The organism is Candidatus Omnitrophota bacterium, assembly GCA_016929445.1.
Lineage (GTDB): Bacteria > Omnitrophota > Gorgyraeia > JAFGIU01 > JAFGIU01 > JAFGIU01.
Window position 1 is genome coordinate 51,191 of record JAFGIU010000055.1, and the last position, 22,214, is coordinate 73,404.

The 22,214-nt window shown below is 55.8% G+C and carries 18 protein-coding genes; 4 read left to right on the plus strand and 14 right to left on the minus strand.

What is annotated here, in order from left to right; translation table 11 throughout:
- Position 1: 1 nt before the first annotated feature.
- A complete protein-coding gene (locus tag JW937_04715) occupies positions 2 to 673 on the minus strand; it encodes a DUF2490 domain-containing protein (GenBank protein MBN1586714.1) in 672 nt (223 codons plus the stop codon).
- Between the two features lie 122 nt (positions 674 to 795).
- On the opposite strand from JW937_04715, the gene JW937_04720 reads away from it, so the two are divergent.
- A complete protein-coding gene (locus JW937_04720) occupies positions 796 to 2,601 on the plus strand; it encodes an alkaline phosphatase family protein (GenBank protein MBN1586715.1) in 1,806 nt (601 codons plus the stop codon).
- Positions 2,601 to 4,994 (plus strand): hypothetical protein, encoded by a 2,394-nt coding sequence (locus tag JW937_04725; GenBank protein ID MBN1586716.1) that lies wholly within the window; start codon positions 2,601 to 2,603, stop codon positions 4,992 to 4,994. Before JW937_04720 ends, JW937_04725 begins: the two co-directional genes overlap by 1 nt.
- Here JW937_04725 and JW937_04730 read toward each other — a convergent pair.
- From JW937_04730 to JW937_04790, 13 genes are all read right to left on the minus strand, one after another.
- Positions 4,954 to 6,972 carry a tetratricopeptide repeat protein gene (locus tag JW937_04730; protein MBN1586717.1) on the minus strand — a complete coding sequence of 673 codons (2,019 nt, stop codon included), beginning with the start codon at positions 6,970 to 6,972 and terminating at the stop codon, positions 4,954 to 4,956. The genes JW937_04725 and JW937_04730 overlap by 41 nt on opposite strands.
- Positions 6,973 to 6,994: 22 nt before the next feature.
- Positions 6,995 to 7,375 carry a hydrogenase maturation nickel metallochaperone HypA gene (locus JW937_04735; GenBank protein MBN1586718.1) on the minus strand — a complete coding sequence of 127 codons (381 nt, stop codon included), beginning with the start codon at positions 7,373 to 7,375 and terminating at the stop codon, positions 6,995 to 6,997.
- Positions 7,376 to 7,397: 22 nt separating this feature from the next.
- Entirely contained in the window at positions 7,398 to 7,880 is a 483-nt protein-coding gene (locus JW937_04740; protein MBN1586719.1) for a hydrogenase maturation protease, read from the minus strand.
- Positions 7,880 to 9,403: a Ni/Fe hydrogenase subunit alpha gene (locus tag JW937_04745; GenBank protein MBN1586720.1), complete on the minus strand. Its 1,524-nt coding sequence runs from the start codon at positions 9,401 to 9,403 to the stop codon at positions 7,880 to 7,882. Before JW937_04745 ends, JW937_04740 begins: the two co-directional genes overlap by 1 nt.
- Positions 9,404 to 9,421: 18 nt before the next feature.
- Positions 9,422 to 10,405 (minus strand): oxidoreductase, encoded by a 984-nt coding sequence (locus tag JW937_04750; GenBank protein ID MBN1586721.1) that lies wholly within the window; start codon positions 10,403 to 10,405, stop codon positions 9,422 to 9,424.
- The gene (locus JW937_04755; protein MBN1586722.1) at positions 10,395 to 10,871 is read right to left on the minus strand and encodes a hydrogenase iron-sulfur subunit; all 477 of its coding nucleotides are present in this window, start codon (positions 10,869 to 10,871) and stop codon (positions 10,395 to 10,397) included. The genes JW937_04750 and JW937_04755 overlap by 11 nt, the downstream gene beginning before the upstream one ends.
- Positions 10,864 to 12,879 carry a CoB--CoM heterodisulfide reductase iron-sulfur subunit A family protein gene (locus JW937_04760; protein ID MBN1586723.1) on the minus strand — a complete coding sequence of 672 codons (2,016 nt, stop codon included), beginning with the start codon at positions 12,877 to 12,879 and terminating at the stop codon, positions 10,864 to 10,866. The genes JW937_04755 and JW937_04760 overlap by 8 nt, the downstream gene beginning before the upstream one ends.
- On the minus strand, positions 12,872 to 13,753 hold the full coding sequence (locus tag JW937_04765; protein MBN1586724.1) for a CoB--CoM heterodisulfide reductase iron-sulfur subunit B family protein: 882 nt from the start codon (positions 13,751 to 13,753) through the stop codon (positions 12,872 to 12,874). Before JW937_04765 ends, JW937_04760 begins: the two co-directional genes overlap by 8 nt.
- Positions 13,750 to 14,340 carry a 4Fe-4S dicluster domain-containing protein gene (locus JW937_04770; GenBank protein ID MBN1586725.1) on the minus strand — a complete coding sequence of 197 codons (591 nt, stop codon included), beginning with the start codon at positions 14,338 to 14,340 and terminating at the stop codon, positions 13,750 to 13,752. Before JW937_04770 ends, JW937_04765 begins: the two co-directional genes overlap by 4 nt.
- A gap of 333 nt (positions 14,341 to 14,673) precedes the next feature.
- Positions 14,674 to 15,711, minus strand: a complete 1,038-nt coding sequence (locus JW937_04775) for an electron transfer flavoprotein subunit alpha (protein MBN1586726.1) — start codon at positions 15,709 to 15,711, stop codon at positions 14,674 to 14,676.
- A gap of 111 nt (positions 15,712 to 15,822) precedes the next feature.
- Positions 15,823 to 16,632 (minus strand): electron transfer flavoprotein subunit beta, encoded by an 810-nt coding sequence (locus JW937_04780; protein ID MBN1586727.1) that lies wholly within the window; start codon positions 16,630 to 16,632, stop codon positions 15,823 to 15,825.
- Positions 16,633 to 16,692: 60 nt separating this feature from the next.
- Positions 16,693 to 18,522: a 4Fe-4S ferredoxin gene (locus JW937_04785; protein ID MBN1586728.1), complete on the minus strand. Its 1,830-nt coding sequence runs from the start codon at positions 18,520 to 18,522 to the stop codon at positions 16,693 to 16,695.
- Positions 18,523 to 18,607: 85 nt separating this feature from the next.
- Positions 18,608 to 20,758: an acyl-CoA/acyl-ACP dehydrogenase gene (locus tag JW937_04790; protein ID MBN1586729.1), complete on the minus strand. Its 2,151-nt coding sequence runs from the start codon at positions 20,756 to 20,758 to the stop codon at positions 18,608 to 18,610.
- Positions 20,759 to 20,953: 195 nt separating this feature from the next.
- Here JW937_04790 and JW937_04795 point away from each other — a divergent pair, with 195 nt between their 5' ends.
- Both JW937_04795 and JW937_04800 read left to right on the plus strand, forming a co-directional pair.
- Positions 20,954 to 21,184, plus strand: a complete 231-nt coding sequence (locus tag JW937_04795; protein ID MBN1586730.1) for a hypothetical protein — start codon at positions 20,954 to 20,956, stop codon at positions 21,182 to 21,184.
- A gap of 312 nt (positions 21,185 to 21,496) precedes the next feature.
- Positions 21,497 to 22,214 (plus strand): acetolactate synthase large subunit (locus tag JW937_04800; protein MBN1586731.1); only part of this gene is annotated, 718 nt, incomplete at its 3' end.

Here is a 22,214-nt window from a genome sequence, read left to right on the forward strand (position 1 = left end):
CCTAGAATCTCAGTTTGGCTTGGGTCTGAAGGATTTGATTACTGCTCCAGTGTTCTCCTGAAAGCAGGCTCTGCACACCCCACGAGGCTGTTAACAGCCAGTTTTTACCTGCCGGAACAGTTGTCCCTAAGAAAAAGCGGTTCTGGTTCAGCTTGTCGGCCGGGAAATCGTAAAAGATTTCGTCGTTGATGAAGGCACTGATCTCAAGCCCCCGGATCTTCAGAGGGTGACTCACCTGAAACCGGCCCCTATAACGATAATTGATATCCTCCGGATCCTGCTCGCGAATCCGCATCTCCAGCCGGCTGCGGTTTTCCAAACCCCAATCCCCCAGGCTCACGCGCGGGTAAATCTCCACACTGGGGCGGTGCTCCCAGCTCCAATCATCCCCGGTGCCCCGGTTCTGTATATAGGAGTAGTTGGCTGACACAAAACAGTTCGGATGGAGCTTCCAGAGATTCTTCGTCTTGAATTCGGTGTAGTGGAGTTTGGAGATATCGTCCCGGAATCGGACGATCTGCAGAAACTCACTGCTGAATTTGCCCTTCTGGCAGACAGGAAGGACCGTGTCCTGCCAAAACTGCCAATCATCCCTTGCCCACGCATCGGAGCCAGAGCAAATTAAAATGCCGCAAAGACCCAACAAAAGACTGCCTCTTAGTAAAAGTTTCATCCTGTATCCTTTCCATTCCCGATATTATAGGGCAAGGCAGCGTTGACAGGTTTTTTTGCCCGCAAAATGCGCGCCGCAGGAAGTTGTACGATTCATTGCCACTTTGTTCTAAAATGCTCAGAGTGAAACGGTTCCACTTCTTTCCCACCAGCTTTGACCTCAAGCTCGGGTGCGTGGCATCCGGGTTGTGGTGCCTGCTGCTCTGGAAGGATTTCCCGCAAAACGGCGCCCGCGCCGACCTTCTGCTCTTCAGCCTTTTTTTGCTGGCCTATTTGATTTTCTTTTCTTTCTTGAGCTGGCTCAGCCGCCTTCTGATCCAGGTCCTGGTGGCCCTGCGCCGGGTGGAAAGCGGCCGGCAATCCTGGCGCATCCAACGCATTTTCGCCATTGCCGTCAGCCTCTGCCTCTGCGGGCACATCGCCCTGGGTCCGGTTATCCCGGCCCGATGGATGCTCTTCGCCGCTTTGGCAAGCGCATGCCTCCTGATCGGGGGCCTAATCTGGTACTGGCCCGCGCGCATTTCCGAACGTCTCAGCGCCCTAAGCAGACTGAGTTCGGTCACACTGCTCTTTATCCCGCTTCTCGTGGGCACCGCCTTTGCAGTACCCCGCTCCCTCCTGCCTGCGCTGAGTTCCGCCATCATTTCCAAGACCTCAGACCCACAGAAAGAACCGGCTCAAAAGATGCCGGGGCTCTCCGTAAAGTTTATCGGCATAGACGGCCTGGACATGGGAGTGATTGATATGTTGATCGGCCTGGGCCGTCTCCCCACTTTTGAGAAACTCAAGAAATACGGGGTAAGCGGAACCCTCGCCACCGTGTCCCCGCATTCCCCGGTTGTGTGGACTTCATTGGCCACGGGCATGCCGGAATCCGTGCATAAGGTCTCGGACTACACCACGGACTATTACCGAAATACGAGTTGGAGTGTGCTCAAGAGCCGCTTTGATTTTCTGGGTGATTACTTGAACGACTGGAAGAATATCCGCGAACAAAGAGCCACCAGCTCCAATGAACGCCAATGCAAAGCGCTTTGGGAAATCCTGAGCGAATACGGTAAAAGTTCCCTGGCCATTAACTGGTGGCTTTCCTACCCGGCCGAACCCGTCAAAGGCAAGGTTATTTCGAATTACGCATTGCCGTGGGGAGGCTTTGAACTGCACGACCTGGAACCCCTGTCCACCATGCCGCACCTCTCCCACCCGCCTGCACTACAGGCAGAGGTCCTGGGAGAAGTCCATCACTTCTTGCGCAATCGAAATATCAAAGGACTCGCCAGGAGTATCTCCCAACTCGAAGGAGCCAAGTTCTTCACGCTCCGGGACGAGTTGGTCTTCCGGCTTTACCGCCGTTATGACAATCCCGACTTAGCCCTCGCAACCATGTACCTGCAAAGTGTGGACACAAACTCGCACATCTTCAGTCATATGGCCTTTGGTCCGGACATCAATTACATGCGGCCCATGAAGCTCTCCAACGAAGATGCCACCAAGGGATGGGAAGCCTTGGTGGCCAAGAGTTACGAGCGGATGGACCAATATCTGGCCAAACTGCTCCAGAATCTCAAACAAAACGAATGCCTTCTCATGGTCTCCGACCACGGCTGGGAGTACAACGGCCGGGGACACCTGAACGCCCCGCCAGGAGTGGTCTTTGCGTTCGGCAAACCTTTCAAGTCCGGATTTATTCTGGAAAAAGCCCATGTCCTCAATATTTTTCCGACCATTGCATATTTGCTGGATCTGCCCTTGAGCCGGGAACTCCCTGCTCCGCCTCTTTTGGAGGCCATTGATCCCCAGTTCCAGTTGGTTCACCTGCCCGCTTATGTGGACTCCTATGAGCGGCGCGGGGCGCGAATCGCAACCAGCACCAACCTGGACAACGAAGAGCACTTGGAGCGGCTCAAATCTTTGGGCTATTTGCAGTAATGAAAAGAGAAAATCTCAGAAAACTTCTCTGCACCACCCTGGCACTGGCTACGGCCTTTGGGTTGGCCTTTTGGTTCAGGACCTACATGCCTCGCGCACTCAACGCGTCCGTTCCTGCGCAAGTGGCGCAAAATGCCCACATCGAAGTTCTCTCGGCACTCAAGTCCCAGATCCGGAATGCCGCCCAAGCAGAACTCGAAAGCCTTCCAGAAACCCAGCGCGCGCAGGTTGTCGAAGAACGCGCCCGGGAACTCATTCAACAGGATCGAAGACGCTACGAAGATCTGGTCCAAAAAACCGCCGTGAAGATGATCCGCGGAGGTGATACCGGTTACTCCCGCAACTACCTCATGGGCGCTGACTCATACCACTATCTGGGCCTGACCCGGAATCTGCTGCAGACCGGGCACATCTCAGACAAGATCCAAGACGGCCGGTTCTTCAGCCCTCTTCAACTGGCGCCCCACGGGGCCTGGCAACCCATCAACCTGCATCCTTATCTCGGTGCCTTATGGCACAAACTCCTCGGAGGCGGCCAGGGCCCCTTAGAACTCATGCAGAGACTCTGTTCTTTCCCGCTTTTTCTTTGCTTCATCCTGTGCATTGTCTTCTTTGTGTTGTGTTCTGCGGTCCGGACAGGAATCTTCCCCGCATTCCTGGGCTGCCTCACCCTGGTGCTTTCTCCGATTTCAATTTATCGCGGGGCCTATGGCTGGTATGACACGGATTTTTACAATCTGATCTTTCCCATCCTGGTCCTGACTCTCTTCTTGCTGGGGAGCAACCGCCGCATCCATCTGCGCTTGAGCTCGGTTTTGGCGGGACTGTTCACCGCCCTGTATGCACTTTTCTGGGAAGGCTGGCTCTTCTTGCCTTGCTTTATCCTCCTGGCCGGGCTGCTGCCCCTATTGCTGCAAAGATTCCGGCCCGATTCGGGAATGCCCGAGTGCGGCCGGTTTTTGGTCTTCTATCTGGGAAGCGCGCTGCTCTTTTCGATCGCGTTCCTGAGCCCCTTGGGTTGGATCCGGTCCGTGGGACAGAACCTGGGCTTTCTCGGAGACTCCGGAGAAACTCAATCGCATCTCTGGCCCAGTGTCTTCCTCATTATCGGGGAAATGACCCCTTTAACACTGCCGGAGCTCGTCCGCCATGTAGGGCATTGGGGTGTGGCCCTAATCGGCATCGCGGGATGGATGCTTTGGGGAAGAGCCGCTTGGAGCGCTCAAGGCCGGCGACGGCTTGCAGAATGGATTTTGTTTACCCTCATGGGATGGGGGCTGATCCTGCTCTCGCTTAAAATCGAACGTTTTGCGCTCCTCCTCCTGATCCCCTTAAGCATTTGGGTGGCCGTGGGCGCAGAGCACCTGACCGGACTGAGCGCCACCTTCTTATCCCTCCTGCATTCCAAATGGATCCAACGACTCGCCGTCCCGCTGAGCATGCTGCTGGTCCTCCTGCTGCTCGTGCCCGGACAGCTTGCGGCAGCCCATACCGCGGCCATGCACACCAAGCCCGTCATGAACGACCTTTGGTACAAGGTATTGAGAGAGATCCGGGAAAAGACCCCGGAAGATTCCATTATTGTGACCTGGTGGCCTCCGGGTCACTTTGTTCGCTCCCTCGCGGAACGCCGCGTGTTCGCGGACGGTCAAACCCTGTACATCCCGGCCTATTACTGGCTGGCCCGCGTTTTCATGGCCCAAACGGAAGCCGAGGCATGCGGAATACTGCGCATGCTCGCCAACGGCGGACCTCAAACCATCGAATTCCTGACCGGGCATGGCATCGAAATTCCCGAAGCCATTGATTTGCTCAATAAAGTGCTGCCTCTCGAGAGACCGCAGGCAGCACGGCGGCTGGCTAAACAATTTAACCAAACCGACCGGCAGAAATTCTTGGACCTCACGCACGGCAAAGGGCCGTTGCCGCCCACTTATGTACTGCTCTTCAACAGCATGGTGGAAAAAAATCAGTCTATGGCCCTGATGGCGCGCTGGGATTTTCACAAAGCCTTTGAGCTCTGGCCGCAGCCCTCGGACACGCCTTCTCTCCTGTCCAATAGGGCCGGCTACTTGAAGACAGTCTCGGAGATTTCGGGCCCTGCATACCAGTTCAGCCCCCCGATCACCGTATCCAAGGTCCAGGAGGATACCCTCTTGAAAAGGACAAAAGCCGGCAAGCTATCCACCCTGTTCTCAGGTGAGGGAGCCCAACGCAAAGCAGTGATTGCAGATCCCCGCCTTATCCGGTCCCTGCTCTTCCGGCTGTACTACCAAGAGGAAAATTCGTTGAAGAGTTTCCAGAAGCTCATCCATACCGCCAACGCTCTCGCCGAAACAGAAATCCTGGTCTTTAGGGTGAACTGGGAGGCGCAAGGAAGTTCTTCGCCTTAACATAGTCCGGGTCGATTTGGAGAGCCCGCTCAAAGGCCGCCTTGGCCTGAGCGGGTTTGTCCAGTTTGAGGAAAATTAGGCCGAGATTGTAATGGGCCTTGGCATGATTCGGATCCAAACGCAGAACCTCCTCATAACAGAGGGCAGCCTCCTCGTATCTCCCCTGATGAAAGAAAACATTGCCCAAATTGTTGTAGGCCCTGGCATAGTCCGGGTCCAGACGTATGGCCTCTTGATAGGCCTCGATCGCCTCCTGCAGTTGGCCCATGTTTGCAAAGGCCGCTCCTAGATTGTGTTGTGCCTCGGCATAGCCGGGCCGGTAACGCAACGCCTCCCGGTAGGCCGCAACCGCCGCTGCGGGCCGGTCCATCCGCATCAAAGTCAGCCCCAGGTTATTGTGCGCTTCAGCCAAAGCCGGATTCAGTCCGAGAGCCGTGCGATACGCTGTTTCAGCCTCGGAAAGCCGGCTCAGAAAGTAGAGCGCGGTTCCGCGATTGTTGTGAGCCTCGGCCAACAGAGGATCCAAGTCCACAGCCAAGTCAATCTGAGCCAACGAATCACCCGGACGCCCCAATTTCAACAAGGCATGTCCCAAGTTGTTATGAGCGAGCGCGTAGGTGGGCCGTAACGTAATCGCCTCGATGTACTGTTGGACAGCGGCCTTCACCTGTCCGCGTTTCATCAGCGCCTCACCCAGGTTGTTATGAGCACGCGCGTTTTCCGGTCTCTTGGCCACGGTATCCGACCAAATAGACAAGTCGCTGCGGTAATCCGAGTTACGCTCCAAGGTCATGGACGCCAGGCCCAAAGCCCACACACTGATTCCCAAAAGCAAGAGCTTCTTTCTCAAAGAATGCGATCGCACCAATTCCCCAATCAAGAGATCCAGGAAAAGCACGCATCCCGCAAGCGCGGGGGCCAAGGCCAAATACATGCGGTGTTCCGCTGCTAAGTCGGCGATGGGAATAAAACTGGAGCTCACTGAAAGCAAGAGCAGAAAGCCCGCACCCAGGAATCCCAAGGCAGGGCTCGTGAACAGGGCCCATACAACAACCAGCAAGAAGCCCGCAAAGGAGAGCACATAGGGCCAATGCCCGCTGAGGGATTGGGCCAAAGGCCACGCATAATCGAAAACCAAAGGCCGGGGCCACACCACCAGCTGCCCGTAATGAGACAAAACCTCTGTTTGGGTGAGCGCATAGAGCGATGCACTGATGCCTGGCACATCAAAGCCCATGGAAGGCTTGTCCACTGCCGGACTCAAGGCCAACAGGAGAAGCGGCACGGTCCACAGAATGAGAAACATACCGTAAAAACGCCGCCTGTGCTCCCAGACCTCCCGCCAGCTAAAGCTGAGAAAGACGCGATCGTACAGCAGAGCCAAGAGCGGAGCAGAGAGCACGACAGGCTTCGAAAGCCCCCCCAGGAACACGGCAGCTAAGGCCAATCCATGCCAGGCCCTGGCCCTGCGCTCACTTTGAGCCCCACGCATAAGTCCATACATAATCAGTAGATAGAATAAACCGGCCAGGGACTCGCCCCGTTGCACAATGTAATTAACGGCCTGGGTTTGAAGCGGGTGAACCAGCCACAAGAGCGCGCATCCAAAACTCAGGAGTTCGACACGTCCCTCAAAAGCACCGCGGAGTTTTTGCGCGCGAAATGTGCGCCTCATTAAGCCGAAAAGAAGAAGACCGCAGGAGATGTGAATCAGAAGATTGAAGAGGTGATAGCTCCAAACCTCCCGGGCACTGATTGCGTAGTTCAGCGCAAAGGTGAAACCCGTGAGCGGACGCCAAGCCTCTGCTGCCTGAGGCGGGGGCAAAAAAGGACCCCACAAAGGCCAAAGTGATCGGATGTGTGGATTCTGAACAATGGACGTGAAATCATCGAAGATAAAGGGGCCGGAAAAGCTATTGGCATAGCAAAAACAAGCGGCCACAATCAGGAGCAGAGGGTAGCGAATTAGGAGCCTCATTACTGAGCCTCACTCTATCACATCAGGATTGGCGTTGGATAAGCTCGATTGAATCCACCCCCCTGCCGCCCTCGACTTCGCAAAGCATCCCGCAAGAAGGGCATTCGGCACAAGGAATGGGATCGTGCCCGTCGGCGCCGCCGTCCGGTACCTCGCCTTTATACCCGCACTCCTCGCAAGTCAGAGTGGGGGCGACCAAAATTAGTTCGAGCTCAGCGCCCTCCAAGGGAGTGTCCTTGGTGAGCATTTTAAAGGCCTGTTCCGTGGAACCATCCGAATGCACATCCAAGGCCCCAACCCTCAAAATGACCTGTTCGATTTTATCTTCCGGCTTGATGTTCTTGCCCGGGAGTTGGCTGGTGATCTCAGCGATAACCTGTTCCATTAATGAGTATTCGTGCATGATGTTTCCTCTAAGGATTGCCTCACTGTGTTCGCAATAACGCCCAGTCCTTAACAATCTCCGCGGCGCGGTCCACATAGCCCGGTAAAGCCGCGGCCACTGCCTCGGTCAAAGATTCTTCAAACCGAAACGGATCCGCCACTTCCATACCCAACACGAGGACCTCTCCGGGAAATGGAATGGAAAGCTGCTCTGCCAGCCTAAAAACTTCGGGCAAACCCGCATAATGCGGCGACCCCGCTACAACCTGGGCAAAGTGCTCGCGCCGGTACTCGAGAATTGTCCCCGGCTCGTTGTCGCCCGTAACCACACAGTCCAATAAGAGCGCATAATCGCGGCCCTCGAGCACCTCGATCATGTCAAAGCCTGAACCATCCGACTCCACGACATCCACTTCAGAGGCAGGCAATTGTTTCGCAAGCCGGCGTGCAGCCAAAAGACCCACAGCGTCGTCACCCCGGATATCATTCCCCAGGGCAAGCACCAGAATACGCGCTTCAGACATCAGCGGCGGAGCTCTTGGAGGATTTCACCCTCCGCGTTGCGGATATAGGCAATCAGCGGCATTTTCCCGGGAAGCGAATGGCTTGCGCACGCGTGACACGGGTCATAGGCACGGAAAGCCATTTCCACTTTATTGAGCAGACCCTCGTTGACCTCGCCCTTCTTGATAAGGCCCTTGGCTGCGGCCTCCACGCTCAGGGCCATGCGCGCCGCGTTGTTCTGGGTGGCAACGATTAGGTTCACCTTGGTCAGAATGCCGTTATCGTCGGTCTCAAAATGATGGAAAAGCGTTCCGCGCGGGGCTTCCACAACCCCCATCCCCACCGAAGGCTTTTCCGTAGGAATGTTCCGAAGGTCCTTACTGGTGATCTCGGGATCGTTGAGAAGTTCCTGCATACGCTCGGCCGCATAAAGCATCTCGACCACACGCGCCCAGTGGTTTGCCAGAGTGTGGTGCACAGGCTTGCCGCCCAGCACTTCGAAGAATTCCTCGTAGGCCTTCTGGGCCAGAGGTGTGGCCATACCCTCCGAGGCATTCAGACGGGCTAAGGGAGCCACGGCATAAATCCCGCTGTCCGCGCCGTCTACAAAACCCTTCCAGCCCACTTCCTTCAAATAGCAAAACTTCACATAGCTCCAGGATTCCACGTGTTCCTGCACATGATCCAAATACTCCTGGGCCCGGAACTCACTCAAGGGCTTGCCGTCCGGATCCACCACGCGGATCTTGCCGTCATAAAAATTGACTTTGTTGTTCTCGTCCATCAGACCCATGTAATAGGTCCGGTGCGTGTAATACTCTGAGGTAATGAGCTTCACATACTCTTCATTCTTGAGGACAATATCGTGAAAAATCTGCAAGGTGAACTTGGCAAACTCCACACAATCCTTGGCCAACTCCTGCAACCCCGCCAAGTCCTCTTTCGCTATGCCCTTGGCCACGCCACCGGGCAAACCAAGCACCGGATGTATCACCTTGCCGCCTACATAGGCGATGAGCTCACGGATCCGGCGCCGCATGGAGATCACCTGCTTGCCCACATCCACGCCCACCTTCTGGATCACACCCACCACATTGCGTAATTCGGGCGGAGCATCCGGGCCCACAATAAAATCCGGGCCGCCCAAAATATATACGTGCAAAGCGTGGTCCTCGAGCATAAAGGCGTTGTAAACCAGCTCGCGGACCTTCTTGGCCGCAGAGGTCGGCTCTACCTTATATAGATCATCCAAGGCCTTGGTCGCGGCCATATGATGCGCGGTCGGACACACCCCGCAGATACGGCTGGTAATCTGCGGCATGTCCTCTGCCGGACGGCCCAAGCTAAAGACCTCAAAACCGCGCAGCTCCGGAACCTGAAAATAGGCGCGGTCCACATCCCCGGTTTTATTCAGGAAGATATCGATCTTTCCATGCCCTTCCAAACGGGTAATGGGATCGATGACGATCCTTCTCTTAGCCATATAGTCTGCGTTGGCATTCTTCTGGGCTTGATCCCAGGTGGATTGAACACTCTTGTCCATCAGTTTCTCCTCCGCGAGTTATTCGCCGGCTGTGACCTTCCTGCGGAGCAGACACTTGCTCAGTCCGTACCGGTAGAATGTGCCGACTGGATCCGGAATACCGTCCAGCACCCTATCAATTTCGTTTTCTTCCTTAGCCGCCATATTGGAGGAAACGGAAGAAAGCATCTTCGCACCCTGGTCCTTGACCCTGGAAGTCGGACCAAAGCAACCGGTGCAAGGCATGTTCCCGTTAATACATAAGGCCTCGCATCCGCCGCGTGTCGCCGGCCCCATACAGATAAAGCCCTGGGCCAACAAACACAGCTCAGGATCGATCCTATGCAAATGCGGACGCTTGAATTCGGTAAAGCTCACATCCGTGGGCTTGGAGTCCTTGCGCGGGCATTCATCGCAAAGCGCGATGTCCGGCGCAAGGACCGTGCCCTTGGGCGGAAGTTCCCCGGACAAGAGCACGAGCAAGGCCTCCTTCAGAAGCTTGGGCGTAGGAGCGCAGCCGGGCAGATAATAATCCACGTCCACCACTTGGTCCAGGGAGCGCACCACATTGCGGAACTCCGGCAGCGTGGGGTTGCGGCCCTCGTCCTCGGTTACAGGCTGAGGCCGGGTGCCCTCCTTGTTCACAACACTCGGGGCATCGTGATACACATACTGAAGGACTTCTTCCCTGGAAAACTCATTGGTCAGCGCCGGAATCCCGCCCAGATGAGAGCAAGCCCCGTACGCAATCAGCACCTGGCTCTTGCGGCGCAGCAGTTGGACCATCTCTTCCTGCTCCGAGGTGCGGATGGCGCCGTTGACCAGAGTCGCCAGGATCGATTTGTCCGGCATGGCCACGACATCGGCTTTCTTAAAGTCCATGGCCACAGGCCAGAACACGATATCCACCTTGTCCAGGACCATCAAAATGTCTTCGGCCAAATCCACAACAGACTCTTCACATCCGCCGCAGGAGGCGCACCAATAGAAGGCAACTTTGGGTTTCTCCGGATTAGCTGACATCGGCCTTCACCTCCTCCTCTTCCTCCAACACTTCGGAATCCCACTCTTTAAACTGCTGAGGCAAGCCGAGGGGCCCGAGCTTCTTGATCTGATCGACCATCTCGTTGACCACCCGTTGTACCTTCTCGCCTTCGGAAGCGGAGATCCATTCCAGCCTGAAGCGCTCTTGCTCAATACCCATGCTCTTGAGCAAGCGGTTCAAAAGGCGTACCCGGCGAAGGGCCTTGTAGTTGCCCTCAATATAATGGCAATCACCCGGGTGGCAGCCGCCGATGAGCACTCCGTCCGCGCCCTTGGCAAAGGCCTCCATGACAAACTGAGGATCAATACGCCCGGAGCACATAACGCGGATGATCCGGACGTTGGCGGCATATTTCATACGCGAAACCCCTGCAAGGTCGGCGGCCGTATACGTACACCAGTTGCAGAAGAAAGCGACAATCTTCGGTTCCCATTGATCAGACATCGGCCAATACCCCCTCGATTTCGCTGTAGATCTCCGCATCCTCAAACAGGTTCTGTGAAATCGAACCCGAAGGACAAGAGGCCACACAAGTTCCGCAGCCCTTACACAGTGCCTCATTGATCACGGCCTTGAGGCTACCCGCATCAAAACTTATCGCCGTGTACGGACAGAGCGGAATACAGGACTTGCAGCCCGAGCACTCCTTCTCATCGATATAGGCGGTGTTGGGTTCCAATTCCACATACCCCTTATCAATGAGCGCCATGACCTGGGCTGCGGCTGAACCCGCTTGCGCCACGGTGTCGGGAATATCCTTGGGGCCCTGGCACCCGCCGGCAATGAAGATGCCGTCCGTAAAGGTGTCCACCGGCGCAAGCTTGGGGTGCCTCTCCAAAAACCATCCCTCGGTTGCGCAAGAAATGTTGAACATCTTGCGCACCTCTTGAGCATCCGGTCGAGGCTCCAGACCCACGGCCAGCACAGCCATATCCACAGGGATACGGCGCACAAATCCGCTGAGTGTGTCCTCCACGCGGATAATCAGCTTGCCTTCCTCTTCAGGAGACACGATCCAGTCCGCGATTTCGGAGACACGCCCGCGAATAAAGTGAACGCCTTCACCCTGCAAACGGTCGTAAAACTCTTCATATCCCTTGCCCGGTGTCCGTATATCAATGTAGAAGTTATACACCTCCGCACCGGTATGTTCCTTGATTAGATGCGCCAGTTTGAGGGAATACATGCAGCAGACTCGCGAACACCACTTATTGGATTTCTCGTCTCGAGAACCCACACAGTGGATGATGCCCACCGTTTTCGGTTTATTTCCGTCCCGGCACACCACATGGCCGCCGGTCGGGCCCGAAGAATTGATCAATCGCTCGATTTCAAGCCCTGTGTAAACATTTTCGAGACGGCCGTATCCGTACTCCGGAGAACGCGCCGGATCATATGTTTTAAAGCCTGTGGCCAGGATGATATTGCCGACCTCGATCTCTTCGATCTTTTCTTTTTGGCTGAAATCAATCGCATTGCGGTCGCCGCAGATCTCCACACAAGTCTTCTTGCATTTCCCGGTCTTGACCTCGATACAGGTGTCCGGATCAATGGTGACAATCTGAGGGGTGGCCTGCGGAAAAGGAATGTACACGGGCTTGCGCTTGCTCAAACCCAGATTGAACTCGTCCTCGAACTTGGCCTCTTTGAAGACGCAAACGTCGATACAGTCCATACAGCCCACACACGCATCTTCCACAATATAGCGAGGCTTGCGTTTGACCTTGACCTTAAAGTTGCCGACAAAGCCGTCGACTTCTGCGACCTCGGAGTATGTCCAGAGCGTGATATTCGGATGCGACTTCACCTTGGACATCTTGGGCGTAAGGATACAGGCCGAACAATCCAGGGTGGGAAAGGTCTTGTCAAACTGGGCCATGTGGCCGCCGATGGTGGGCTCTCGCTCCACGAGATAGACCTTCTTGCCCGCCTCAGCCAAGGTGAGCGCCGCGTGGATCCCGGCAATTCCGCCGCCCACAACCAGCACCTTGGGATCCACAGACACACGCTTGCGCTCCAAAGCTTCGTGAAAAACAATGCGGTATACAGCCGCGCGCACCAAGTCCTTGCTCTTCGCGGTCGCGCTTGCCTTGTCCTCGTGAACCCATGCCCCATGCTCGCGGATATTGACCATGTGAAAGTAGTAGGGGTTCAGCCCGCCCTTGGCGACTGCGTTGCGGAAAGTATCCTCATGCAAGAGAGGAGAGCAGGCCGAAACCACAATGCGGTTGAGCTTGTGCTCCTTGATGGCTGCGGCAATAAATTCTTGCCCCGGATCCGAACACATGTATTTGTATTCAGTGGAAAATGCCACGCCCGGAAGGGTGCCCGCGTACTCACAGACATCATGAACATCCACCTTAGAGGCGATATTGGTACCACAATGACAAACGAAGACGCCGATACGAGGTTCATCTGCTCCTGTGGGCGGTTCCGTTAAACGATTAGACATGGCCCACCTCCCTCTTATCCAAAGTTGGAAATACATGGACAAGGTTGCGCGTAAGGCCCACCTTTTGGGCCGATAGACCAAGCGCCAAACCCATAACCTGTGTGAAATACAGGATGGGAATGGCGAGGTCTTCTTTATAACGCTTGGACACTTCGTCCTGATAGCTTTCAAGATTGAACTGGCACAAGGGACAGATCGTAACAATCACGTCCGCACCGCGCCGCTTGGCTTCCTTTAACAGGATGTAGACCAGGCGCAGCCCGACCTCGGGCAAAGACCCGGTCTGGCTGCCGCTGCAGCAACGCGTTTTCAAGGGATAATCCACCACATCCGCGCCCAGCACATCGAGCAGTTGGTCCATGCTGGTGGGGTTGCGCTGGGAATCAAAAGCCGCATAGGGCCGGACAATCTGGCAGCCGTAGTATGGGGCTACCTTTAAATCCTTGAGAGGAGTCTTGACCGCATCCTTTATCCTTGAAAGCCCGATATCGTTGACAAAGACATCCAGCGGGTGGCGAACCTTGAGAGAGCCTCCGTACTTGAGACCCCCGGCAGCCAGAGCCTTGTCTGTTTTTTCTTTGACCTGGGGATACTCCTCGATATACTTATTGGCCTTGTTCAGGGAAAGATAGCAGGCATTGCAAGGAACCACGACATCCGTAGCCCCTTCCCTTTCAGCCAAAGCCAAGTTACGGCCGGCCAAGCCGAAAGCCATGCTCTCATCCACACCCATATAAGCTGTGGCGCCGCAACAGTTCCAATCATCAATTTCATTGGCCTCAACACCCATTGTCTCGAAAATCGCGAGGACCGATTCCTCATAGGCTTTGCCGGTCCCTTTCAAGGAGCAACCGGGATAGTAAGAATATTTCATGAGGTCGATACCCCCTTTCTATCCGAGCTGGCGTCCATAACTGCCTGCAGCTCCTTAATGCGCTTCACAGACTCGGGTTTGTAATCCATGCGCCCGGTGCGAATCAGCCGCAGGCCCATTTTGCTCATTGTGAAAATGCGCAACAGGTTGGTCTTCAGCATGAAGATCATCATCAGCCGGCTCTCGGTGATGCGGCCTTTGGCGCGGACCATTTTGTAGAATTCCTTGCCCAGGATGGGGATAGCGAAGCGTCTGGGGTAAACCCGCTCCTGAATGGCTTTGCGCTTCAAGGCGTACATCACGTCCGTGACCTTGATGAGTTTTGGACATTCCGTGGTGCAGGAGTAGCAGCTGGTGCAAAGCCAGATCGTTTTGCTGCGCAGGACCTCGTCCTTGAAACCCTGGCGCGCCATGTTGATAAGGCGCCTTGGAGTGTAATCCATGTAATGAGAAACAGGGCAAGTAGAGCTACAGATACCGCACTGGATGCAGTTTCGAATACGCTCGCTGCCCACGACGCCCGTGATCCACTCGGAAAAATCGTGGTCTCTCTCGGACTCGTATTTCATGCTCTTGGGGGTCGTCATGAGCCCTCCTCGGTATTGCCGCAGCCCTAAAGCGGTGCTGTACTGCGTGCTTAGAGAACCGGACTATGGAAATAAGACCAAATCTTACCTATTTCGGAAATTCGGAACCAGATATGTAGGACCTATTTGACGATTTCTTGAGCTAGACTTCTATGCGCCACGTCATATAGTTTACCTTATTTTTGAGGAGATGGAGTAATTTCGTGAGATTCTGGAGCAGGCGGGCAGAATTCCCGGGCAATCTTACCGATTCCGTCAAAACATGACTACCATCATAAGATCATATTTAGGTGCCAGGCACTGGTGCCAGGCACCGGTGCCTGACACCAAAGATTAGGCGGCGACCGGAGTGTTTTTGGTCAGGAGTTCATTGACCTTGGTCATGACCGCAAAGGCATCAGCCACATACAACACATCAGCCTTGCCGTGGGCCCATCCGCAATTGGGGTCCAAGTTAATCGCACGGCGATCATTGATGAACCGCCAACCCACCACATGCGGCTCTTCCCCGTGGCAACAGGTGGCCAAACCCTTGGGATGACGCGGCGTGGAACCCGTTTGCCCCACCTGGTTCAGGTGACTCATAAAGGAGATCACTTCCTGTCCTTCTCCCGCCTGATCCACCAAAGACTTGCTGCTACCCAAGGAGGCCTTCTGGACCGTTAAGAAATCGCGAAGGATATTCTCCGCCTCTTTGATGTGTATCTGTCCGTCGGACTGCTTCTTGGTCCAGCCCGCACCGGCTACAAGCAAGACATCGGCATCCGGACGGATTGTTTGCGCATCTGCGGAAGGCGCCTGAACCCCCTGAACTTCAGTGCGCAAGTTTGGAACGGAGACACTCACTACCTCAAGGGTGGCCTTTCCGTTTCCCTGCCACGGGGCATTTACTCCGGAATCCAACAACAAAATCCACGGGCGCTGCGAACGGGTAAGCGTGGCCACCATGCGCTGCCGGTAGTACCAACGCTGAATTTGCGGAGACTCTTCCTTAAGCTCCAACCGACTCACATGAGTGTCGATGCGCCCTTTCAAGCGCGCCGCCACACCGGGAAGAGAACGACTGAAACGAGTGGTAGCACCGGCCACAATGATCGTGGCCGCGGATTGTACGGCCAAGGCCTCAGCCGCAGCAGCGTCTGTGGAATAGCGCGATACACCGAACTCCTTACCGCTCACAGCCATGATTTTCCCAGCGCCACAATTCCCAATGGAATTTGCGGCAGACTGAACATTCTCCCCAATCAATCCAACATCCAGAGCAGCGCCCAGACTCTTAGCCAGATCCACGGCAGCAGTCAGTGCCTCCAGCGCAACCTTGGGCAGGCTTCCATCGTTCTGTGTATGTGATAAAAATAGAATTTTTTCCACGATTCACCTTATGGTTGGAACGAAGATCACCACGCCTCCCTAACAGCCGGCTCGTGATGACGCTTCGCGTCAGATTGCTTTGCTAAGCTCGCAACGACAAGTCTGTGAATTCTAACCTTTGAGCCACGCGACAATCTCCTCTGCAATTTCTTCAACTGGAATATCCCTAACGATCTTGGTCTGGCGCTGCTGCACCGGCACTTCCACCTTCTCAAAGCTCACACCTTCAGCTCCCACCTTCGCCGGCTGTGCCTTCTGCAAGGCCGGCATAATGGTGCGCATATTGGCCATGCCCACCTGCGGGTTATTGGGCGGCTCCGGCAAACTCCCGGTCGCCCAAGCCAATACGGCAGGGGCACCTTTACAGGAGGAGATCTGGTACTGCCCGCCCTCGATGCGTTCCAAAATCTTGAGCGAACCGTCCGCCTGCACCGTCAATTCGTCCACACCGAGAAACTGGTCTGTAATGCCCAGGTGCTCGCCGATCATCTGCATGGTCGCTCCGGCATCACGCGAGGCCGACGAACAACCGCCGAACAAAAGCAGTTTGGATTTGTCCAGACCGTCGATCTTCTCGATCGCGCCGGCTAGAGCCCCCGCAACTTCAGCAGAATCGGTGAAGCCGCCCGCCGGGCCATCCAGGACCACGAGCTCAAAACCGACCTTCTGTGCAATGGTCATCATGAGCTGCTGCAGCTTGGCTTTAGGACCCAGGCTCACCAACCATACCTTGGAACCCTCGGTATTCTTGGCCAGATTTGCAGCCTCGTAGAGTGAATGACCTGCCCACGGATCCAAGACCGCAGGCAAAACCATTTCGTTCTTCAGAGCAGGACCCGCCGGCCCCTGCACCGGCTCCAAAGTCTGCAAAGGATCGGGCACCAAGGATCCGCACACGACGATATGAAATCCAGAACTCATGTCTCCTCCTTAAAAGACCGCCACGCCTCCCTAACAGTCGGCTCGCGGTGACGCTCCGCGTCAATTCTCCGCTGAATGAAGACCCCCGGCGCCCGCAACGAATTCCACATTGCCTCGCTCGGAACCTTCTTCACGCGCTTGAGAACAATTCCACAAACACACACCACAATGCACGCACTTCTCCCGATCAAACTGGGGGACCCCGCCGTTCTCGCCTGGAGTGATCGCCTGGCCGGAACACGCCTCTATACAAACCTTTGCCTGGCACTGTTCGCAAAGCTCAGGCCGGACAAAAACCACGTGATCCGCATAACCCGCAGGTGCCTGAACCTTACCGCCCAAAAGCAAGGCATCCTGTTGCGAGATCAAAAGCTTGCCGTCGTATTCGATCTTGGGCCAACCACAACGCTCCAAAAGCAAGTTATTGAGTCCCACACCTGTGGCTGCGGATTCATTGCGCGCAACTTCAATTTCTTCAGGGGTGAGCTTCCCTTTATAGTACTCTTCCAAGCTGGGGATTCGCTCGTGCGGCTTCTTCACCGGGCCGCTGAGGTTCAGCTTCCCGCCGCTCAGACCCGTAAGACCCATACCGATCATTCCCAAAACAAAACTGCGCTGAAATCCGTCGCGTGCTTTCTCGGCCACGCGCCCCTCTTTTTCAACCCAGCTTTCCCGGCGGCGTTGCACATAGGCCGCCTCTAAATTCTCTTTGCTAAACTCCTTGCCTTCCTTGTACAGCTGCGCCACGCCTTCGGCCAATTGCACGCCCGTGGCCCAGGCCTCGTCCACGCCCGAACCGGTCAGCACATTGGTGCTGCCAGAGTTTTCGCCGATGCGCGCGTAGCCATCGCCCACCAAATACGGCTCCCCGCGCTTGCCCGCCTCCTGCAGGGACTTCGCGCCCCAAGAACGCACAGTCCCGCCCTTGAGGTAACGCCACAAATACGGGTGCTGCATCCAGTATTGCAGGTAGCGATATCCGGTGCGCACGGGTGAGTCCATCCAGGAAGGCACAAAAATTCCCAGCGAAGCCAAACCCTCGGTGTACACATAGAGGAAACCGAAGATCTCGGGCTCCGGATACCCGAAGGTGTGCAGCACGGTGCCTGGCTTCAAATCGCACCCCTCGGGCAATTCCACGACCATCTTCATTCCGATAGCCCAATCGCGCTGATGGTGGCCTTCAGGCATTCCGAATTCCTCATCCAGCCGGCGGCTCACCGGCCCCACGGGCCCGTCGCCCACAACCGTGAGCTTGGCGCGCAGATCCATGCCCGGCATAAAACCCGTGTCCGGATTACCCTGTTTGTCCGTGCCTTGGTCCACCAAGCGCACACCCACAACCTTACCGTCCTCCACCAAGGCTTGGCGCACGGGCATTCCCGGCCAGATTTGCACTGTGCCCGAGCCCATCAGTTGCGAACCCACCCATTGATTGAATTGACCCAAGGAAAGCACCATGCCCCCGTGCTTTTGCAGGAAAGGAGGGATCACCGGCAGTCTAAAAGCTTCCTCTTCATAAGGGAGAACTGCCTTGAGAGCGCGAATGATACGATCTGCATTTCGCAGCATGGGAGAACGCCGGCTCGCTCCGTGGGGATCCAACAGATATAAGACTTGCTCCTCTTCCACCGGATGGGCCATAGGAATTTGAGACAAGTCTAAATCGGGAAAACTCTCTTTGATGGAGCGGCCGCGCGTCACCAGGCCGGACACACCAAAACTGATATCATCCGCGCGCTCATAACACAGGACCTGCGGCGGCATGCCTGGCATAACCCGGCTCTCAGCCGGTGCCTCGCCGTCCGCGCCGGAAAGGTATTTTGAGAGCGTGGTCAGAAAGCCGCCTGTGGCTGGACCAAATCCAACACAGACAATATCGACTTCCATTTGCTGGCGCTCGATATCAGGGGTCTTTGTCATGAGTATTTTCGGTGGTACAGCAGAACGGCCCGCACAGTAATCGGGCCATCGATTAGGCTGGGTAATCCAGCGCTTCGGGAATCATCACCTGACTCAGAGCCGCAGCCGCACGGTCCTTAGCCAAACGCGAACCTGTCAAACATCCATCCAGCTTGGAACGCAATTCCACAAAGGGCCGCATTTCGTCCATGCACACGCAAGGACCGGCTTTGACATTGCAGCCGACCTTGGGTTCGGACTCCCAGCTGGGATGACTGTTATAACCAAACACAAGTTCCGCGCAGATGCGCCCCACTTCACCCGCAGCGCGCGCGGCCTGCACATGGCAAAGGTCGGTGAAGAATTGCACCGTGCCGGCCAGGTTCTCAGCCAGCACCGGATTATCCGGACCTTTTTCTTCGAGCTCGATCAAATCCAAAATCTGGCAACGCGTGGAAAGCAACCAACACAAGGCATCGGCCATGGGAAAGGTCACCCCATGGCGTTGGCCGTGATACAGAGCTTTTCCGTCCGCGTCCTTGGCTTTCATCAAATGCTGCAGGGTCCAGTCCCAAAGCTCCATGGCCTTGGCCAAGGTGCATGCCCCTGTGCCCGGCCGCTGTCCCGCAACTACGCGCATGTCTTTAATCCACTGGCGCAGCTGCGCGAGAAAGACCTCATTGGTCATGGTCACGCTGAGCTGGCGGCGCTGCACAGCCTCAGGACCTTCGTACGTGGCTTCGAGTTGGGCATCCATCCATTTCTGTCCGATAAAGCCCGGGCAGTCTTCAGTGATTCCGTAACCGCCCATCAGGCTCACGGCCTCGCGCATCATCGTCGTGCCAAAACCTGTGTTCCAGAGCTTGGCTGCAGGGCAGAGGACATTGGCCATTGAATCCCCGATAACAAACTGCACCAGGGGCTTGGCCTTAAGTTCCTCGTGGCGCTTTGCATCCCGCTTTTTCCCGGGCTGGACGTCCAATTCCATGAATTCCAGGGCTTCTTCCTGAGCGGCGCGCAGAGTTTTGAGCTGCGCGCGGCCTTTGAGACCCTGCTCCTCAAAAATCTTTTCCTTTTCCTTCTCGAGCGAATCAAACTCGTCAAAAAAACGAGCGGCCGCAAAACCCAAAGACGCGCTTGCTTCCCCCGTGGCCCAGATATCGGCCAGGCGGTGCAAAGCATCTTCCTTTTGCTGGATGCCCAAATCATAACGCGGGGTGCCCGGAGTGCTGCCTGCGCCGCCGCGGAACCGGCCGCGCTGGTAGCGGATGATAGGCTCGATCGCGGAAAGTAACTTGGCGCTGCTCATGATGGCGGCCGTCACGCGCGTGCGCCGGAACACGGATTCAATGATTTCCGAGTGGGAATAGTTGGGGAAGATCACCCCATCTTTGATTGTGTAACCGCCGATAATGCGGCTGGCCGGAACCTTCAAATTAAAGATAGGATCCCCGGTGGAAGAGAGTTGGTGCACGAGCTTCAGGGTCATGGATCCCGCGTCAAAGTTACCCTCGTCCGTGTCCTCCAAAATGACCATGCAACTACCCTTGATACGCTCATCATCCGAATCCACAGCCACAGTCACAAAATTGGCAAAACCGATGTTGGTTATGAAGCGGCCGCGCTTCTCCACCTGGAGAATGGGCTCCTTCCCTTCTTTCCAACTGGCCACGCGCATCTTACCCGAAAGCACGCCTGTATCCACACCCACATAAGGAAGGGGCTCGGTGAGAACAAAGGCGCCATGCCAAGGCTTGCGGTCCTCCCCCGGTTGCGGAGCCGCACAACGCTGCATATAGGTGCGCACTTGCTCCGGGGTGCCGCGCTCGTGAAGAGGAGCCAGGGCCAGATTGCCCGCCATGCTGGTGGTGGCCGCTCCGGCATCAACCCAGGCGAGTTCAAAAGCAACCAGAGCCAGGGCCAGATTCTTGGGGCCGGTGATAAAGCCGCCGTCTTCAGGCTCCATAAATACATTGGTCAAGCCGGACTCATCAAAGGCCCGGAGCACTTGGGCCTTCTCCTCGGTCCAATCATGGGTGTTGCGCGCCCCCTCAGCCACAAGCCGGGCCACCACCCCGCGGGCCACAGAACGAGCCGATTGAACTGCCATCTGCAGCTCAAAACGTTCGGCAAAACGCCACATGATCTGGCGCACATCGTCTCCGGGAAGGGTGCTCAAACTCAGGGTGTTTTTTTCAGAAGTTGCTGCATTTGCAGTGTTCATTGGGACCAGCTCCTAGGGATCTGTTGCGAATTTGGTGTCCTTCAGAGGGGCATTCTACCAGGAAGGGGGCGGAAGATCCATGTTTCACGGTGCCAGGCACTGGTGCCAGGCACCGGTGCCTGACACCGCTTTCAATTCTCGACACCAACGCAATCCTGGGCTTAAAATGGCGGGGAACCAAAGGGAGTCCTGCCCATGTCCACTAGTCACGAAATTAAGGAAGGTGATGTCTATGCCTGCGAGGTTTGCGGGCTGACTTTGAAGGTCACCAAGCGAGGCAAGCGCTACGGCACCCCAATCCAGGAGTGTGATGAGAACGACAGCGCCTGCGAGGCCTGCGGGGCCCAGTCCCAGTTTTTCGTTGCCTGCTGTGGCACTCATCTCAAGAAAGTGTCCGCAGCTCAAACAGTAAACACTACTACTTAGTATAAGTATGTATTATGTAACAATATTAGCGGTTGCTTTTTATTCAGCGACCGTGTAAACTTATTTGCTAAGTAGAAAATTGATCTCCAATAGGAAAGCGAATAGTCCATGTACCGGAATTCATTTAACACAATACAGTTTACCGCCCCTGTAGCGCTTATCGACGTACGGGTACTCGTACCCGTAGTAGACGCGTTTGCGCCGTAGGGGAAACACGAGTTTTACCCCGCTGGCGCGAGGCGCCGGACGGGGTTTTTTTATGCCCGCTCCCTTCCGGACCTTTCCCAGCTTAACCAAAGGAGACACGCTGTGATTAGCAAAAACGGCGCGGAGATTATTACACATCTTTTAGAGCGCCAAGGAATTGAAATTGTGGCAGGCATCCCGGGAGGGGCCAACCTGCCCTTATATGACGCCTTGTCCCAAAGCACCAAGATTCGTCATGTCCTGGCGCGTCACGAACAAGGCGCGGGATTCATGGCCCAAGGTATGGCTCGAGTGACCGGCACACCCCAAGTGTGTCTGGCTACTTCAGGCCCAGGGGCGACGAACATTCTGACGGCAATCGCAGACGCCAAAATGGATTCCATTCCCGTAATCTGCATTACCGGACAAGTTCCTTCGAGCATGATCGGAACCGATGCCTTTCAGGAAGTGGACACCTATGGCATGAGCATTCCGATTACCAAGCACAATTTCCTGGTGCGTTCGGCAGCCGAACTCTTTGAAGTGATTCCCGCGGCTTTCCGCATTGCAAGCTCGGGACGCCCAGGGCCCGTTCTTGTGGACGTGCCCAAGGATGTGCAAATGGAGGTCGTGGAGTTCGAGGCCTGGCCCGAGCCGGGAAAGGCCACACCGCCGCCCCCCTATTTGGAGGAGTCGGTCGCGCGCGCAGCCGAATTCATCAATAAGGCTAAGCGCCCCGTGCTCTACATGGGCGGAGGCTTCATGCACTCGAACGCGGGCAAACTCGCTGTGCAGTTGGCTGAGCAGGCCTCTCTCCCCACCACTATGACTCTGATGGGCCTGG

Bases quoted from the DNA above. Each gene is read 5' to 3' on its own strand.
- JW937_04780 (MBN1586727.1), bottom strand. From the start codon at position 16,632: ATGAGTTCTGGATTTCATATCGTCGTGTGCGGATCCTTGGTGCCCGAT.
- JW937_04750 (MBN1586721.1), bottom strand. From the start codon at position 10,405: ATGTCAGCTAATCCGGAGAAACCCAAAGTTGCCTTCTATTGGTGCGCC.
- JW937_04745 (MBN1586720.1), bottom strand. From the start codon at position 9,403: ATGGACAAGAGTGTTCAATCCACCTGGGATCAAGCCCAGAAGAATGCC.
- JW937_04785 (MBN1586728.1), bottom strand. From the start codon at position 18,522: ATGGAAGTCGATATTGTCTGTGTTGGATTTGGTCCAGCCACAGGCGGC.
- JW937_04740 (MBN1586719.1), bottom strand. From the start codon at position 7,880: ATGTCTGAAGCGCGTATTCTGGTGCTTGCCCTGGGGAATGATATCCGG.
- JW937_04795 (MBN1586730.1), top strand. From the start codon at position 20,954: ATGTCCACTAGTCACGAAATTAAGGAAGGTGATGTCTATGCCTGCGAG.
- JW937_04735 (MBN1586718.1), bottom strand. From the start codon at position 7,375: ATGCACGAATACTCATTAATGGAACAGGTTATCGCTGAGATCACCAGC.
- JW937_04730 (MBN1586717.1), bottom strand. From the start codon at position 6,972: ATGAGGCTCCTAATTCGCTACCCTCTGCTCCTGATTGTGGCCGCTTGT.
- JW937_04715 (MBN1586714.1), bottom strand. From the start codon at position 673: ATGAAACTTTTACTAAGAGGCAGTCTTTTGTTGGGTCTTTGCGGCATT.
- JW937_04760 (MBN1586723.1), bottom strand. From the start codon at position 12,879: ATGTCTAATCGTTTAACGGAACCGCCCACAGGAGCAGATGAACCTCGT.
- JW937_04765 (MBN1586724.1), bottom strand. From the start codon at position 13,753: ATGAAATATTCTTACTATCCCGGTTGCTCCTTGAAAGGGACCGGCAAA.
- JW937_04770 (MBN1586725.1), bottom strand. From the start codon at position 14,340: ATGACGACCCCCAAGAGCATGAAATACGAGTCCGAGAGAGACCACGAT.
- JW937_04790 (MBN1586729.1), bottom strand. From the start codon at position 20,758: ATGAACACTGCAAATGCAGCAACTTCTGAAAAAAACACCCTGAGTTTG.
- JW937_04755 (MBN1586722.1), bottom strand. From the start codon at position 10,871: ATGTCTGATCAATGGGAACCGAAGATTGTCGCTTTCTTCTGCAACTGG.
- JW937_04725 (MBN1586716.1), top strand. From the start codon at position 2,601: ATGAAAAGAGAAAATCTCAGAAAACTTCTCTGCACCACCCTGGCACTG.